Raw genomic sequence first — 14,944 nt, forward strand, 5'->3', positions numbered from 1 at the left:
GAAACCGTGACCACCACCGAGACCGACTGGTCGAAGACCGAGACCCCGACCACCGCCGAGGGCTGGGTGTCCCGCGCGGCGGAGGTGTCCGCACTGCTGGCCGTCGACGCCGTCACCCGCGACCGGGAGGGCAAGACCCCGCACGCGGAGGTCCGACTGCTCAAGGACTCCGGCCTGGTGACCCTGCTCGGCCCGACCGAGCACGGCGGCGGCGGGCAGGAGTGGCCGACCGCGTACCGGGTCGTCCGCGAGATCGCCGCGGCCGACGGCTCCATCGGCCAACTGCTCGGCTACCACTACCTGTGGTTCTGGGCGGCGCGCCTGGTGGGGACACCGGAGCAGATCACCGCCGTGGAGGAGCTGGCGACGACCAACCGCCTCTTCTTCGGCGGCGCGGTCAACCCCCGCGACTCCGACGTGACCATCACCGACGAGGGCGACACGATCGTCTACAACGGACGCAAGTCGTTCTCCACCGGCAGCCGGGTCTCCGACCTGACCGTGCTGGAGGGCGTGCTGGAGGGCACGGACAAGCACGTCTTCGCCATCGTGCCCTCCGACACCCCCGGCCTCACCTTCCACGACGACTGGGACAACATCGGCCAGCGCCTGACCGAGTCGGGCGGCGTCACCATCGACGGCGTCCGGGTCGACTGGGCGTCGGCGGCGGGGTACGTCGACAAGACCTTCACCCCGCGCGTCTACAACACCCTCAACGTGCCGACGATCCAGCTGGTGTTCGTCAACTTCTACCTCGGCATCGCCCGGGGCGCGCTGGAGACGGCCCGCACCTACACCCGCGAGAAGTCCCGCTCGTGGCTGCACGGCGGCTACGAGCGCGCGGTGGACGAACCGTACGTGCTCGACGTCTACGGCGACTTCACGTCGAAGCTGTGGGCGGTCGAGGCGCTGGCCGACCGGGTGGCGGAGGAGGCGCTGGTCATCCACCGGGCCCCGGACCGGGTGACCGAGCGCGAGCGCGGCGAGCACGAGGTGCGGGTGGCCGCGGTGAAGGCCCGCGCGACGGAGGTGGCGCTGGAGATCACCGCCGGGGTCTTCGAGGTGACCGGTGCCCGCGCCACCGCGTCGTCGGAGGGCCTGGACCGGTTCTGGCGCAACGTCCGCACGCACACCCTGCACGACCCGGTGGCCTACAAGCGCCGCGAGGTCGGCGTCTTCGTCCTGCGCGACGAGATCCCGGAGCCCACCTGGTACTCATGACCCGTGCCCTCCCGCCGCGGGTCCGCGGCGGGAGGGGTCCTCAGGGTCGCAGCAGCGGCTTGACGACCTTGCGCGCGTCCATGTCCCGGTAGGCGTCGGCCACCTGCTCCAACGGGTACTCCGCGTCGAAGACCGGGCCGGGGTCGAGCTTCCCGTCGAGCACGTCCGCGAGGAGTTCGTCCAGGTAGTGCCGAACGGGCGCCACCCCGCCCGCCACCGAGATGTTGTTGGAGAACATCTGCCCCACGGGCAGTTCCGGGCCGCCCGCGGGCACCCCGACGTAGCCGACGCGGCCACCCGGCCGGGTGGAGTCGAGGGCCTGCTGCATGGACTCCTTGGTGCCGACGCACTCCAGGACTGCGTCGGCACCGATCCCGCCGAGCAGTTCCTTGACCTCGGTCACGCCCTCCTCGCCCCGGGTCGCGACGATGTCGGTGGCGCCGAAGCGGGTGGCCAGGCGCTGGCGGTCGGCGTGGCGGGACATCGCGATGATGCGGCCCGCGCCCAGGCGGGCGGCGGCCAGGACCGCCGAGAGGCCGACCGCGCCGTCACCGACCACCACGACCGAATCCCCGGGGGCGACCCGGGCGGAGACGGCGGCGTGGTGACCGGTGGCCATGACGTCGGAGAGGGTCAGCAGGGCCGGGACCAGGGCGGGGTCCGGGGTGCCGGGGGTGGCCACGAGGGTGCCGTCGGCGAAGGGGGTGCGGACGTACTGGGCCTGGGTGCCGTCGAGGACTTCCCCGGCGCGGCTGGTGGAACCCCAGGCCCCGCCGTTGACGCAGGAGGTGTGGACGCCGTTGCGGCAGTGGGCGCAGGTGCCGTCGCTGACGACGAACGGGGCGATGACGAAGTCGCCCGCGCGGACGGTGCGCACGTCGGCACCGACCTCCTCGACGACGCCGACGAACTCGTGCCCGATCCGGCGGGGTTCGTCGGAGCCGCGCACTCCCCGGTAGCCCCACAGGTCGGAGCCGCAGACGCAGGCGGCGACGACGCGGACCACCGCGTCGGTGGGCTGCCGGACGGACGGTTCAGCGGTGTCGGCCAGGCGGATGTCGCCCTCGCCGTGCAGGTAGGTGGCTCGCACGGTCCGAACGCTACGCCCGGGTCAGGCCCCCAGCACGCGGCGCAGCGCGCCGAGGACCAGCTCCACCCGCTCTGGCCTGGCGTTGTGCCCCATGAGTCCGATGCGCCACACCGAGCTGGCGAAGGCGCCGACGCCCGCGCCGATCTCGATGCCGTACTCGGTCAGCAGGACCTGGCGCACCTTGGCCGAGTCGACGCCGTCGGGGACGCGCACGGTGGTCAGCTCGGGCAGCCGGTGGCCCTCCGCGGCGAACAGCTCCATGCCCAGTTCGACGAGCCCCTCGTGCAGCCGCTGCCCGGCCGCGCGGTGGCGCTCGTGGACGGCGTCGAGGCCCTCCTCCAGCACCCGGCCGAGGGCGGCGTGCAGGGAGGCGATCATGGCGACCGGGGCGGTGTGGTGGTAGGTGCGCCCACCGCTGGAGCCGTCGACGTAGGCGCCGATGAGGTTCAGGTCCAGGTACCACGTCGGCGGCCGCTGCACGCGCCGGTCCCAGGCGCGGTCGGAGACGGTGAACGGGGCCAGGCCGGGGGCGACACCGAGGCACTTCTGGGTGCCGGAGTAGGCCACGTCCACGCCCCAGGCGTCGATGTCGACCTCGATGCCCGCCAGTGAGGTGACGCAGTCGGCGAGCACCAGGGCGCGCTGGTCGCGGGCGTGCACGGCGTGCGCGAGGGCCTTGATGTCGCTGCGCACCCCGGTGGAGGTCTCCGCGTGCACGGCCGCCACCATCGACGGCTCCGGGTGCGCGTCCAGGAGGCGCTGCACGTCGACCGGCTGCCCCCAGTCGTGGTCGACCCGGACGACGTCGGCGCCGTAGCGGCCCGCGACGTCGACCATCCGCTCGCCGAACAGGCCGTTCACGCCGACGACCACGACGTCACCGGGGCGGGCGAAGTTGGCGAACGCGGCCTCCATGCCGATGGAGCCGGTGCCCGACAGCGGCAGCGTCCGCGCGTTCTCGGTGCCCCACACCCGGCGCAGCCGCGCGCAGGTCTCGTCCAGGACCCGCAGGAACTCCGGGTCGAGGTGCCCCAGCAGCGGCGCGGCCAGCGCGGCCGTCGCCTCCGGGTACGGGTTCGAGGGGCCGGGTCCGAGCAGGGCGCGGTCGACGAGTGCCATGCCCGGCACTCTACGACCCGGTCGCGGGCCGGGCGGTCAGTGGTCGAACGCCGGGTACACCGGGAGCGCGCGCTGACCGTAGCGCCTGGTCAGCGCCGCCACCACGGCCACCGCGTGCTCGGCGGTGGCCTGCTTGCCCATGCGGTCGGCGGCGCGGGCCAGGTCGGCCCAGCGGGCCACCAGCACGTCGGTCTGGTGCGGGCGCGGCACCGAGCCGCCGGAGCCGAGCTGCTGCACGTCCGGCACGGTGAGGAACTGCCAGGTGCTCAGCCAGACCCAGAACAGCTGCGCGTCGAACAGCCGCGGCAGCAGAACCGCGTCGTCGTCGAGGTCGGGCCACATGACCCGGACCTCGGCCCGCCAGGCGGCGAGCATCGCCGCGGCCATGCCCCTGGGCAGCGCGTAGGCGCACCAGCAGGACGGGAACGGCACGGTCAGGTAGGCGGCGTCGAACATCATGTTCCGCACGCAGCCGCCCTCGAAGTCCAGGAAGCGGACGCCGCGGTTGGTGATCAGGTTGTTGTCCGGGCAGGAGTCCGACGGGCTGAACGCGCGGTGGCGGCCGGTGTCGAGCAGGCCGAGGGTGGCGCGGGCGTCGGCCAGCGCGTCCGCCGGGGTCGCCACGCCGAAGCCGTCGAGCAGCAGCGCGGGCAGTTCGGCGACGGCGACCGGGCCGTCGACGGCCAGCGGGTCCTTGTCCTTGGGCGGCTTGAGCCTGCGCAGCAGGGCGTCGAAGTCGGCCTCGCGGCCCGCGGTGCTGGCGTGCAGCTTGCCCAGCGAGCGCGCCCAGGACAGCAGCGCCCCCTCGGCGACCCTGGCGTCGTCGCCGTGCAGCTTCTCCGCGAGCGTGGGCGCGCGGCCCAGGTCCTCGATGACCAGCAGGTTCGTGGCGCTGTCGTGGGCGAACAGCTCCGGGCACATCCGCTCCTCGGCGGCCAGCGCGGTGAACAGCTGGTAGCTGACCGCCTCGCGCACCCAGCTGTCGCGCGGGGCGGTGCGCTGGACGTAGCGCTTGACCACCAGCGTGCGGGGCAGGGAGAACGGGCTGGACGCGACCTTGACCCGGAGCACGATCGAACGGCTGCTGCCGCCGAGGTCCTCGGGGTCGGCGAGCCGGATGCGCACCCCGAACCGCTTGCCGAGCACGGACTCCGCGGCGAGCACGGTGGCGGCCACCTCGGCCTCGCCCAGCTCGACGGGGGCGTGCGCCTCAACCCCGTCCACGGTGCCCGTGTCCGGTGGATCGGCGGCGATCTCCACACTCATCTCCTCCGACCCTACCCGTGGACACCGGCCACGACGCCCTGCGGATGGTCACGAATGCCTTCCTGCGACCGTAGCGAGGTCAACCGATACAGAACGAGACGACCGCCGCCAGGTGACGGCAGGAAGCCCGGTTCAGCCGCGAGCCACCCGGGTGAGGCCGAACGGCTCCCCCGCGCGCCGCTCACCCGTCCGACAGCGGTCGGCCCGAGTCGCCGGGCGCGCGCACGCCGTGGCGCAGGACCAGCACGAGCGCCGCGGCCAGCACGATGCCGAGCAGGTTGATGGCCAGCTGCGCGGCCGAGCCGAACACCTTGCCCCACTCGCCGAGGATCGCCGCCACCCCGATGTACCCGGCGGCGGGCACGGTGGTGACCGAGATGAACACCCCGACCAGCGCCGCCGACTTGGCCGAGGTCATCGACAGCATGCCCGCCGCGCCCGCCAGCACGGCCACCACCAGCGACCACGGCCCGACCCGGTAGACGAAGTCGGCCACGTGCTCCTCGCCGTTGATGGCCGAGGCGTCGAACATCCCGGCCAGGGTGCCCAGCCAGGCGCCCGCGGCGGTGACCGCGATGGCCAGCGGGAAGCCCACGACCAGCGCCAGCGCGGCCCGCCGCGCCAGGTCCCAGCGGCGGCGGACCAGGCCGACCGCCAGCGCGGCCAGCGGCCCGAACTCCGGGCCGACGACCATGGCGCCGACCAGGGTGACCGGCGAGTCGGTGATCACGCCCACCGCGGCGAGCAGGCAGGCGATGGTGAGGAAGGCCAGGAACGTGGTGTTGAGCCGGGACTCCTCCCCGGAGCGGCCGACCAGCTCCTCCCAGACCACCGCGTCGGCGCCCTCGCCGGGCGCGCGCTCCTCGGCGCGGTCGCCCGCGTCGGAGAGCACGGTGTCGATCTGCTCCAGGGTGACGCCCCCGTCGCGGTCGATGCCCAACCGGCACAGGCCCGCGAGCACGTCGTCGGCGGCCTCCCTGGCCAGGTCGGCCTCGACGACGTCGCCCTCCGGGTCGAGCGCGGCCCCGGGGAACAGCACCAGGTGCGTGGCCCCGGGGTGCTCGCGCAGCAGGCCGACCGCGGCGTCCACGCGGTCGGCCGGGCACACCACCCGCAGGTGCAGCACGCCCTACTCCGGCTTGGCTTCCGGCTTGGCGGGCTTGAAGTCGACGCCCGCCTCCGCGCGCTGCGCGGGGGTGATCGGCGCCGGGGCGCTGGTCAGCGGGTCGAAGCCGCCGCCGGTCTTGGGGAAGGCGATGACCTCGCGGATCGAGGTCTCCCCGGCCAGCAGCATGACGATCCGGTCCCAGCCGAAGGCGATGCCGCCGTGCGGGGGCGGGCCGTAGGAGAACGCGTCGAGCAGGAAGCCGAACTTCTCCTGGGCCTGCTCGGAGTCGATGCCCATGAGCGCGAAGACCCGCTCCTGGACGTCCTTGCGGTGGATTCGGATGGACCCGCCGCCGATCTCGTTGCCGTTGCAGACCAGGTCGTAGGCGTAGGCCAGGGCGTTGGCCGGGTCCTCCTCGAAGCGGTCGACCCAGTCCGGGGTGGGCGAGGTGAACGCGTGGTGCACCGCGGTCCACTGCCCCGAGCCGACGGCGACGTCACCGGCGGAGCGCGCGGCGGCGGCCTCCTCGAACAGCGGGGCGTCGACGACCCAGACGAACGACCAGGCGGACTCGTCGATCAGCCCGCAGCGCCTGCCGATCTCCAGCCGGGCCGCGGCCAGCAGCGACCGGGCGTCGGCGGGGTTGCCCGCGGCGAAGAACACGCAGTCACCGGGCGCCGCGCCGGTGGCCTTGACCAGCCCCTCGCGCTCGGCCTCGGACAGGTTCTTGGCGACCGGGCCGCCGAGGGTGCCGTCCTCGCCGACGAGCACGTAGGCCAGGCCCTTGTGCCCGCGCTGCTTGGCGAACTCCTGCCAGGCGTCGAGCTGGCGGCGCGGCTGCGCGGCGCCGCCGGGCATCACCACCGAACCCACGTAGGGCGCCTTGAACACCCGGAACGGGGTGTCGGCGAAGTACTCGGTCAGCTCGGTGAGCTCCAGGTCGAACCGCAGGTCCGGCTTGTCCGAGCCGTAGCGGGCCATCGCGTCGCGGTAGGTGATGCGCGGGATGTCCCCGGCGATCTCGTGCCCGGCCAGCTCCCGCCACAGCGCCTTGGCGATCTTCTCGCCGAGGGCGATGACGTCGTCCTGGTCGACGAAGCTCATCTCGATGTCGAGCTGGGTGAACTCCGGCTGCCGGTCGGCGCGGAAGTCCTCGTCGCGGTAGCAGCGGGCGATCTGGTAGTACCGCTCCATCCCGCCGACCATGAGGAGCTGCTTGAACAACTGCGGCGACTGCGGCAGCGCGTACCAGGAGCCGGGGCGCAGCCGGGCGGGCACCAGGAAGTCGCGGGCGCCCTCGGGCGTCGACCGGGTCAGGGTCGGCGTCTCGATCTCGACGAACCGCTCGTCGTGCAGGATCGTGCGGGCGATCCGGTTCGCCTCGCTGCGCATCCGGATGGCGTTGGCCGGGGCGCTGCGGCGCAGGTCCAGGTAGCGGTGGCGCAGCCGGATCTCGTCGCCGACGGAGAGGTGGTCGTCGAGCGGGAAGGGCAGCGGAGCGGACTCGCTGAGCACCTCCAGCTCGGTCACCAGCACCTCGATGGCGCCGGTCGGCAGCTCCGGGTTCTCGTTGCCCTCGGGGCGGACCGACACCTCGCCGACGACCCGGACGCAGAACTCGGCGCGCAGCCGGTGCGCGCGCTCGGCCATCTCGCCCTCGCGGAAGACCACCTGCGCCACCCCGGAGGCGTCGCGCAGGTCGATGAAGATGACGCCGCCGTGATCGCGCCTGCGGGCCACCCAACCGCTGAGGGTGACACTCTGCCCGGCGTGCTCGGCGCGGAGGGTTCCGGCCTCGTGCGTGCGGATCACGGGTCGCGTTCTCCTAGTCCAGATGGTGGGACGCGGCGCGGGGTCGTGGAGACCTCCGTGCACCGCCTGTGCTGGTCAGGCTAGCCAACGGCCCCCGGCACGCGTCGAGCAGGTTTAACCCCGCACCCGGGGCCCACCCGCCCGGAATGGCGATACCTTCGTATTGAGCCATTCGGACGTGTTTGTTGAAACGTTCGGCGGTATAGCCCATAGGTCTTTGGGGTCATCTTGTCACTGGAGGCAGTGACGTCGTCACCCTGGAATTAACACTGGCGCTACCCATGCGGCCTACCAGGACGTACTGTGCTTATCAGGGCGTAAGCGGTAACCCCGGGAGTGAACATGGGTAGCGGTGTCACCCGCGAGCCGGTTCGTGAACTTCACCAGAACGAAAGGCTCCGCCATGCGATGACGGTCGAACCGTCCGAATCGCCCGTCGCCGACGCGTTCCCCGTGGCGCTGCGGTCGGCGATCCAGGCGAGCGGGTTGAGCCTCGACCGCATCCAGTACCGGCTGCGCGCACGCGGGGTGTCCATCAGCGTCACCGCGCTGAGCTACTGGCAGTCCGGCAGGCGCCGACCGGAGCGCGCGGAGTCGCTGGCCGCGCTCGGGCACCTCGAGGACGTCCTCGGCGTGCCCACCGGGTCGCTCATCGCCCTGCTCGGCCCGCCCCGACCGCGCGGCCGGGTCAACCGCGAGTCGTCCCGGCTGACCGTGGAAGCGCTGTGGGGCAACAGCGAACCGGTCTCGCACCTGTTGCGGCGCATCGACTTCACCACCGACTCCGCCCTGACGAAGCTCTCGCAGCACGACCGCATGGAGGTCGCGGTCGACCGCGGCGAGAAGTCGGTGTCGGTCCGCCAGGTCTTCCGCGCCGAGCGCGACGGCGCCGACCGCACGCTGATGGTCTACGACCTGGAACTGCCCGGCCGCCCGTTCCCCGAGGTCACCTCGGGCGACAACTGCCGCATCGGCCGGGTCGCCCACGACCCGACCGCGGGCCTGATGGCCGCGGAGATCATGCTCGACCAGCCCCTGAGCCGCGGCGAGACGACGATCGTCGACTACGCCCTGCACCACCCCGGCCCCCCGTACTCCCGCGGCGACGACGCGTACTGCCGCAAGTTCACCTCACCGGTCCGCGAGTTCGTGCTGGAACTGCGGTTCGACCCCCGCGCCCTGCCCGCCTACCTGGAACAGCACACCCTCGACGCCGACGACCAGGTGACCAACCGCAAGAAGCTGGAGGTCACCGCCGACGGCAAGGCCCACGCGGTCGCCCTCGACTTCGGCCCGGGCATCCTCTGCGCCCGCTGGGAGTGGCCGGATTAACTCGCAGGCGCAGCCAGCCGACCACCCAACAAACCGGCGGCCCGCCCACCACCCACCCGAACAACACCGGCGCAGCAACAACCAGCCGGCCACCCCCGAAAACCGCCGGCCCGGCTGCGCGACTGCCCGGGTGGGTGGATGTGTTTGGCCGGGGGTGGCGATCATGTGACAGCCTGCCTGGGCGGTGGGGCATCTTTTCAGCCCCACCTGACGCACTGGAGCACATGATCGCCATAGGGGCCCCGGCCAAACACATCCACCCAGCCGGGCACCCCCGCAAAAACCCCGGAACAGCAGCCGATCCCGGGCTCTAGTCCCGCCCCACCAGTTCCCGCGCCAGCCCCGCCACCGGCCCGACAACCGTTACCGCGGGCGGCCGAATCCCCCGCTCGACCACGTCCGCCGCCACCCGGTCCAAAGTAGACCGGAGCACCCGCTGGTTGCGCGTCGTGCCCTCCTGGACCACCGCCACGGGGGTGTCCCCCGCCCGCCCACCCGCGATCAGCACGGCGGCGAACCGGTCCAGCTTGTCCACGCCCATCATGATCACAACGGTGCCGCCGAGCCGGGCCAGCGCGTCCCAGTCGGTCAGCGAGGCGGGGTCGTCCGGGCCGATGTGCCCGGAGACCACCACGACCTCGTGCGCGACGCCGCGGTGGGTGACCGGCACGTCGACGGCGGCGGGCACCGAGAACGCCGAGGTGATGCCGGGGACGACGGTGACCGGCACGCCCGCCTCGGCGCAGGCGATCAGCTCCTCGAAGCCGCGGCCGAACAGGTACGGGTCGCCGCCCTTGAGCCGGACGACGAACTTGCCCGCCTTGGCGTGGGTGATCAGGGCGTCGTTGATGGCGTCCTGGGTGGCGGCGCGGCCGTAGGGGATCTTGGCGGCGTCGATCACCTCGACCGTGGGGGCCAGCTCGTCGAGCAGTTCGCGCGGGCCGAGGCGGTCGGCGACGACGACGTCGGCGCGGGCGAGCAGCCGCCTGCCGCGCACGGTGATCAGCTCCGGGTCGCCGGGCCCGCCGCCGACGAGCGCCACCCCGGGCAGCTCCGGTGCCCGCGCCCCGTCGGGCACCCGGCCCTCGCGCAGGGCGTCGAGCAGGCCGTCGCGCACGGCCGCCGAGCGCTGGTGCGCCCCACCGGCGAGCACACCCACCAGCAGGCCCTCGTACTCGCCGCTGGCGGGGGTCACGGCGCTGCCCTCGCTGCCCGCGTCCGCGCGCACGCAGAACACCCGGACCCGTTCGGCCTCCTCGGCGACGGCGACGTTGACCGCGGTGTCGGAGGTGCAGCACAGCACGTACCAGGCGCCGGAGAGGTCGCCGGGGCGGTACTCGCGCCGGTGCCAGACCAGTTCGCCCGCGTCGGCCATGGCCTCCACCGACGGGGTGGCCTCGGGCGAGACGACCTCGACCAGGGCGCCGGAGCCGACGAGGCGGGGCAGGCGGCGCTGGGCGACGATGCCGCCGCCGACCACGACGACGCGGCGGCCCGCGAGGTCGAGCCCGACAAGGTAGTGCTGCTCGCTCATTGCGACAGCATGACGGTTCCGGCCCCGATCACCACCCGCGGTGCCCGATCAGTGTGACCCACCTGGCACCGCGACGCGGTACCCGACGCCGCGCACGGACTCCACGCCGAGGTCGGCCGGGGCCGCGCGCAACTGGCGGCGCAAGCGCTTGACGGCGGACACGACGGCCTGCGTGTCGCCCACGTACGGCCTGCCCCAGACGTGCGTGGTGAGTTCGGCGAACGTCCACACCCGACCCGGTTCCCCGGCCAGGGCGGACAGCAGGTCGAACTCGCGGGCCGACAGCGCCAGCGGGGCGCCGTGCCAGGTGGCCGAGCGCGACCCCGGGTCGAGCCGCAGGCCGCCGCACTCCACGACCGGGTGCGCGGTCAGCAGCGGCGGCGCCTCGGCGATCGTGGTGTCCAGGGCGGTGCGCAGCGCCCGCTGGTCCGGCAGGTACAGCACGGCCGCGCGCCCCTGGGTGGCCTCGGCGATCGCGGCCAACTGCTCGGCGCTGGTCCCCACGCAGAGGACTAACGGAACGTCCAAGCGCTCCAGCACGTTCCCGGTTTCCACCGGTCACCACCCCCCACTGCCGAGTTCGGCATCCACTGACAAGAACGTCACCGATAGGGGTCGCGTCGTTACAGGAATAAGGGTGTGATCCAGGCAATGGGAGGGCAAAAACCGGTCACCGCCCGCCAAAAGACCCGATACCGCCCGGATTCGCGCCTTCATTTGACGCCCGTGATCAGGCAGCGTCAGGAGGAACCGGAAAGTCAGCACTCGACTACCGGTGGTCACGCGCGAACCCTGCCGCGCGAGTTGGGAGTCCCATCTTGTCAGCAAGTCACCACCGGCGCAGACCACGAGGCCGGACCACCCTGACCCTGACCTCCGCCGTGCTCGGCCTGCTCGGCGCGCTCACCGTGCCCGCGGTCGCCGCGCCCGCCGCGCCGTCCCCGAACGACAAGATCGACACGACGGTCGCCGCGGCGTTCGACGCCAAGGACAGCACCGACTTCTGGGTTTCCTTCACCGACAAGGCCGACCTGAGCGGCCCGTCCCGCGTCGCCGACTGGAACGCCCGCGGCCAGGCGGTGGTGGACGCGCTGCGCGCCACCGCCGACCGCAGCCAGGCTTCCGTCCGCAAGGAGCTGGACGCCGCCGAGGTCGACTACAAGCCGTTCTACATCGCCAACGCCCTGCGCGTGCACAACGGCTCGGAGGCGCTGGCCACCTCGCTGGCAGCGCACGGCGAGGTCAGGTCGATCCTGCCCGCGCGCACCTACGAGCTGCCCAAGCCGCTGCCGAGCCAGGCGGTGGCCGAGGTGAACTCGGTGGAGTGGGGCCTCGCGGCCATCAACGCCGACGACGTCTGGTCGCAGTTCGGCGTGCGCGGCGAGGGCGTCGTGGTCGGCAACATCGACTCCGGGGTCGAGTTCGACCACCCGGCGCTGGTCGGCAAGTACCGCGGCAACTCCGGCGGCGGCACCTTCGACCACAACCACAACTGGTTCGACCCGGCCGAGGTCTGCCCGAGCGCGGCACCGTGCGACAACAACGGCCACGGCACGCACACCATGGGCACCATGGTCGGCGACGACGGCGCGGGCAACCAGGTCGGCGTCGCCCCCGGCGCCCGCTGGATCGCGGCGAAGGGCTGCGAGACCAACGGCTGCTCGGACGCCTCGCTGCTGGCCTCCGGCGAGTGGATGCTCGCCCCGACCGACCTGACCGGCGCCGACCCGCGCCCGGACCTGCGCCCGCAGGTGGTCAACAACTCCTGGGGCTCGTCCAACGGCGCCACGATCGACCCGTGGTACCGCGACACCGTCAACGCCTGGCGCGCGGCGGGCATCTTCCCGTCGTTCTCCAACGGCAACTCCGGGCCCTCGTGCAACACCGCGGGCTCGCCCGGGGACAACACGGAGTCCTACGCCTCGGGGGCGTTCGACTCCGCGGGCGCCATCGCGTCGTTCTCCAGCCGCGGCCCCGGCGAGAACGGCGACGTGAAGCCGAACATCGCCGCCCCGGGCGACGACGTCCGCTCGTCGGTGCCCGGCGGTGGCTACGAGCTCAACAGCGGCACCTCCATGGCGGCGCCGCACACCTCCGGCACGGTGGCGCTGATGTGGTCGGCGGCACCGTCGCTGGTCGGTGACATCACCCGGACGCAGGAACTGCTCGACGAGTCCGCGACCGACGTCAACGACACCGCCTGCGGCGGCACCGCGGCGGACAACAACGTCTGGGGCGAGGGCAAACTCGACGCGTTCGCCGCGGTCGACCGCTCCCCGCGCGGCCCGGTGGGCACGCTCGCGGGCCACGTCACCGACGCGGCGGGCGGCGCCCCGGTCGCGGGCGCGACCGTGGTCATCACCGGTCCGAGCAACCGCACGCTGACCACCGACGCGACCGGCGCCTACGGCTCGGTCCTGCCGGTGGGCGACTACACCGTCGCCGTGTCCGCGTTCGGCTACGGCAGCGGTTCGGGGACCGCCACGGTCACCGAGGACGAGACGGTCACCCGCGAAGTCGTGCTGACCCCGGTCGCCCGGCACACCGTGTCCGGCACCGTGCTCGACGCGCAGGGCGGCCCGGTCGCCAACGCGACCGTGCAGGTCCTGTCCACGCCGATCCCGGCGGTGACCACGGACGCGGCCGGGGCGTACTCCATCCCGAACGTGCCCGAGGGCGGCTACCGCGTCACGGCGTCGGCGGGCGGCTGCTCCGACCCGCAGACCAAGGACGTCGTGGTGGACGGGGACGAGGTGGTCGGGTTCACCCTGCCCAGCCGCGCCGACTCGTTCGGCAACCACTGCGTGCTCGACACCGCGCCGTACGTGGAGGGCGACACCCCGCTGGCGCTGACCGGGGACGACTCGGCGGTCGCCGTGCCGCTGCCGTTCAGCTTCTTCTTCTACGGCAACAACTACACGCAGGCGTTCGCCTCCACCAACGGGCACCTGAACTTCCTGGCGTCGAGCACGGCGTACTCCAACGTCGCGCTCCCGGCGGGCGGTGCGCCGAACGCGGCGATCTACCCGTTCTGGGACGACCTGCTGCTCGACTCCACCAGCCGGGTGGCCACCAAGACCACCGGCACCGCGCCCAACCGCGAGTTCGTCGTGGAGTGGCGCAACGCGACCTTCTACCAGGCCACCGCCACCCGGGTGGACTTCGAGGTCGTGCTGTCGGAGAGCGGTGAGATCTCCCTGCGCTACCGGGGGATCGACCCGAACAGCACCCGCGAGCGGGGCGCGTCGGCGACCGTCGGCATCGAGAACGCGACCGGCACCGTGGCGCTGCAGTACTCCCTCAACGCCCCGGCCCTGGCCGACGGCCAGTCCATCCGGTTCAAGCTGCCGCCGACCGGCATCGCCACCGGCCGGGTGACCGACGCCAACGACAAGGCGCCGATCAGCGGCGCGACCGTCCGGGTCCTCAAGGCGGGCGCGGAGACGGCGAAGCTCACCACCGACGCCGACGGCCGCTACCGGGCCCGCCTGCTGGCGGGCACCTACAGCGTGGAGGTGACGAAGCCGAACTACGCGACCCAGACGAAGAACATCACCGTGTCCGGCGACCTCACCGTGAACTTCGCGCTGAAGACACCCCGGGCCGAACTGCCCACCGCGCCGCTGACGTTCCTGGGCCAGTCCGGCCAGCTTCGCACAGCGGTGGTGACCCTCAAGAGCACCAGCGACTTGGCGCTCGACTACACCCTGGCCTCCAACGCGCCGTGGGCGTGGGCGGTACCGGGGTCGGCGACGCTCAAGCCGGGCCAGCAGCAGGACATCACCGTCCGGGTCGACCCGACCGGCCTGCTGCCCGGCGTGCACCAGGCCGCGGTGACCCTGACGACCAACGCGGGCCGCACGCCCACGCTGGTGGTCCCGGTCACCCTGGTGGTCCCCGCCTACCGCACCGGCGTGGACGTCGGCGCCACCGCGGGCCACACCGACCGGGCGGCGGACTCCTGGGTGGCCGACCGCGCCTGGACCCCGGGCGGCTACGGCTACCTGAGCAACGGCCCGGTCGTCACCACCAAGAAGGCCATCGCGGGCACCGAGGACGACACCCTCTTCCAGACCCAGCGGGAAAGCGCGGGCGGCTACCGCTTCGACGCCCTCCCGGCGGGCACCTACCAGGTCGAGCTGTCGTTCGCGGAGCTGAAGCCCGCGATCGTGGCGGGCAAGCGCGTGTTCGACGTGTCGCTCAACGGCACGAAGGTCCTGGCGAACCACGACATCGCCGCGACCGTCGGAACGCTCACGGCGGACACCCGGGAGTTCTGGGTGACGGTGCCGGAAGGCGGGTCGATCTCGGTGGAACTGGCCGCGTTGCGCGGCAAGCAGCCGCCGGTGGTCAACTCGATCCGGCTGACCCACCGGCCGGACAGGGCACTGCCGTAGTCGGCGCCTGACAGCGGAAGGCCCCTCCCGGCACCAGCCGGGAGGGGCCTTCCCGTCCCACAGCC

Annotated in this window: 10 protein-coding genes; 3 read left to right on the plus strand and 7 right to left on the minus strand. The window is 72.9% G+C overall.

The window, feature by feature from the left end; all coding sequences use genetic code 11:
* Positions 1 to 6 precede the first annotated feature (6 nt).
* Positions 7 to 1,221 carry an acyl-CoA dehydrogenase family protein gene (locus DFQ13_RS28370; protein WP_181400181.1) on the plus strand — a complete coding sequence of 405 codons (1,215 nt, stop codon included), beginning with the start codon at positions 7 to 9 and terminating at the stop codon, positions 1,219 to 1,221.
* Positions 1,222 to 1,261: 40 nt separating this feature from the next.
* Here the strand turns inward: DFQ13_RS28370 and DFQ13_RS28375 are convergent, their stop codons facing one another.
* The 5 genes from DFQ13_RS28375 to aspS all read right to left on the minus strand — a co-directional run bounded on the left by DFQ13_RS28375 (position 1,262) and on the right by aspS (position 7,616).
* Positions 1,262 to 2,311, minus strand: coding sequence for a zinc-binding dehydrogenase (locus DFQ13_RS28375; RefSeq protein ID WP_110081990.1), 1,050 nt, complete (start codon positions 2,309 to 2,311; stop codon positions 1,262 to 1,264).
* A 21-nt stretch (positions 2,312 to 2,332) separates the two neighbouring features.
* Entirely contained in the window at positions 2,333 to 3,430 is a 1,098-nt protein-coding gene (locus DFQ13_RS28380; protein ID WP_110082054.1) for a pyridoxal-phosphate-dependent aminotransferase family protein, read from the minus strand.
* A gap of 36 nt (positions 3,431 to 3,466) precedes the next feature.
* Positions 3,467 to 4,696: a hypothetical protein gene (locus DFQ13_RS28385; protein ID WP_325050960.1), complete on the minus strand. Its 1,230-nt coding sequence runs from the start codon at positions 4,694 to 4,696 to the stop codon at positions 3,467 to 3,469.
* A 181-nt stretch (positions 4,697 to 4,877) separates the two neighbouring features.
* Positions 4,878 to 5,822: a DUF389 domain-containing protein gene (locus DFQ13_RS28390; protein ID WP_110081991.1), complete on the minus strand. Its 945-nt coding sequence runs from the start codon at positions 5,820 to 5,822 to the stop codon at positions 4,878 to 4,880.
* 3 nt (positions 5,823 to 5,825) lie between these two features.
* Positions 5,826 to 7,616: an aspartate--tRNA ligase gene (gene aspS, locus DFQ13_RS28395; protein ID WP_110081992.1), complete on the minus strand. Its 1,791-nt coding sequence runs from the start codon at positions 7,614 to 7,616 to the stop codon at positions 5,826 to 5,828.
* Positions 7,617 to 8,024: 408 nt separating this feature from the next.
* Between aspS and DFQ13_RS28400 the strand changes: the two genes are divergently transcribed.
* Positions 8,025 to 8,948 (plus strand): helix-turn-helix domain-containing protein, encoded by a 924-nt coding sequence (locus tag DFQ13_RS28400; protein ID WP_110081993.1) that lies wholly within the window; start codon positions 8,025 to 8,027, stop codon positions 8,946 to 8,948.
* A 310-nt stretch (positions 8,949 to 9,258) separates the two neighbouring features.
* On the opposite strand, the gene cobA is transcribed toward DFQ13_RS28400, so the two are convergent.
* Together cobA and DFQ13_RS28410 are read right to left on the minus strand one after the other, a co-directional pair.
* A complete protein-coding gene (gene cobA / locus DFQ13_RS28405; protein ID WP_110081994.1) occupies positions 9,259 to 10,482 on the minus strand; it encodes a uroporphyrinogen-III C-methyltransferase in 1,224 nt (407 codons plus the stop codon).
* Positions 10,483 to 10,530: 48 nt separating this feature from the next.
* Entirely contained in the window at positions 10,531 to 11,037 is a 507-nt protein-coding gene (locus DFQ13_RS28410; protein ID WP_146241378.1) for a winged helix-turn-helix domain-containing protein, read from the minus strand.
* 263 nt (positions 11,038 to 11,300) lie between these two features.
* Between DFQ13_RS28410 and DFQ13_RS28415 the strand changes: the two genes are divergently transcribed.
* Positions 11,301 to 14,879, plus strand: coding sequence for a carboxypeptidase regulatory-like domain-containing protein (locus DFQ13_RS28415; protein ID WP_219994686.1), 3,579 nt, complete (start codon positions 11,301 to 11,303; stop codon positions 14,877 to 14,879).
* Positions 14,880 to 14,944 lie beyond the last annotated feature (65 nt).

The organism is Actinokineospora spheciospongiae (assembly GCF_003182415.1).
Lineage (GTDB): Bacteria > Actinomycetota > Actinomycetes > Mycobacteriales > Pseudonocardiaceae > Actinokineospora > Actinokineospora spheciospongiae.

Coding starts and splice junctions, on each gene's coding strand:
- DFQ13_RS28380 (WP_110082054.1), bottom strand. CDS start 3,430: ATGGCACTCGTCGACCGCGCCCTGCTCGGACCCGGCCCCTCGAACCCG.
- DFQ13_RS28385 (WP_325050960.1), bottom strand. CDS start 4,696: ATGAGTGTGGAGATCGCCGCCGATCCACCGGACACGGGCACCGTGGAC.
- DFQ13_RS28400 (WP_110081993.1), top strand. CDS start 8,025: ATGACGGTCGAACCGTCCGAATCGCCCGTCGCCGACGCGTTCCCCGTG.
- cobA (WP_110081994.1), bottom strand. CDS start 10,482: ATGAGCGAGCAGCACTACCTTGTCGGGCTCGACCTCGCGGGCCGCCGC.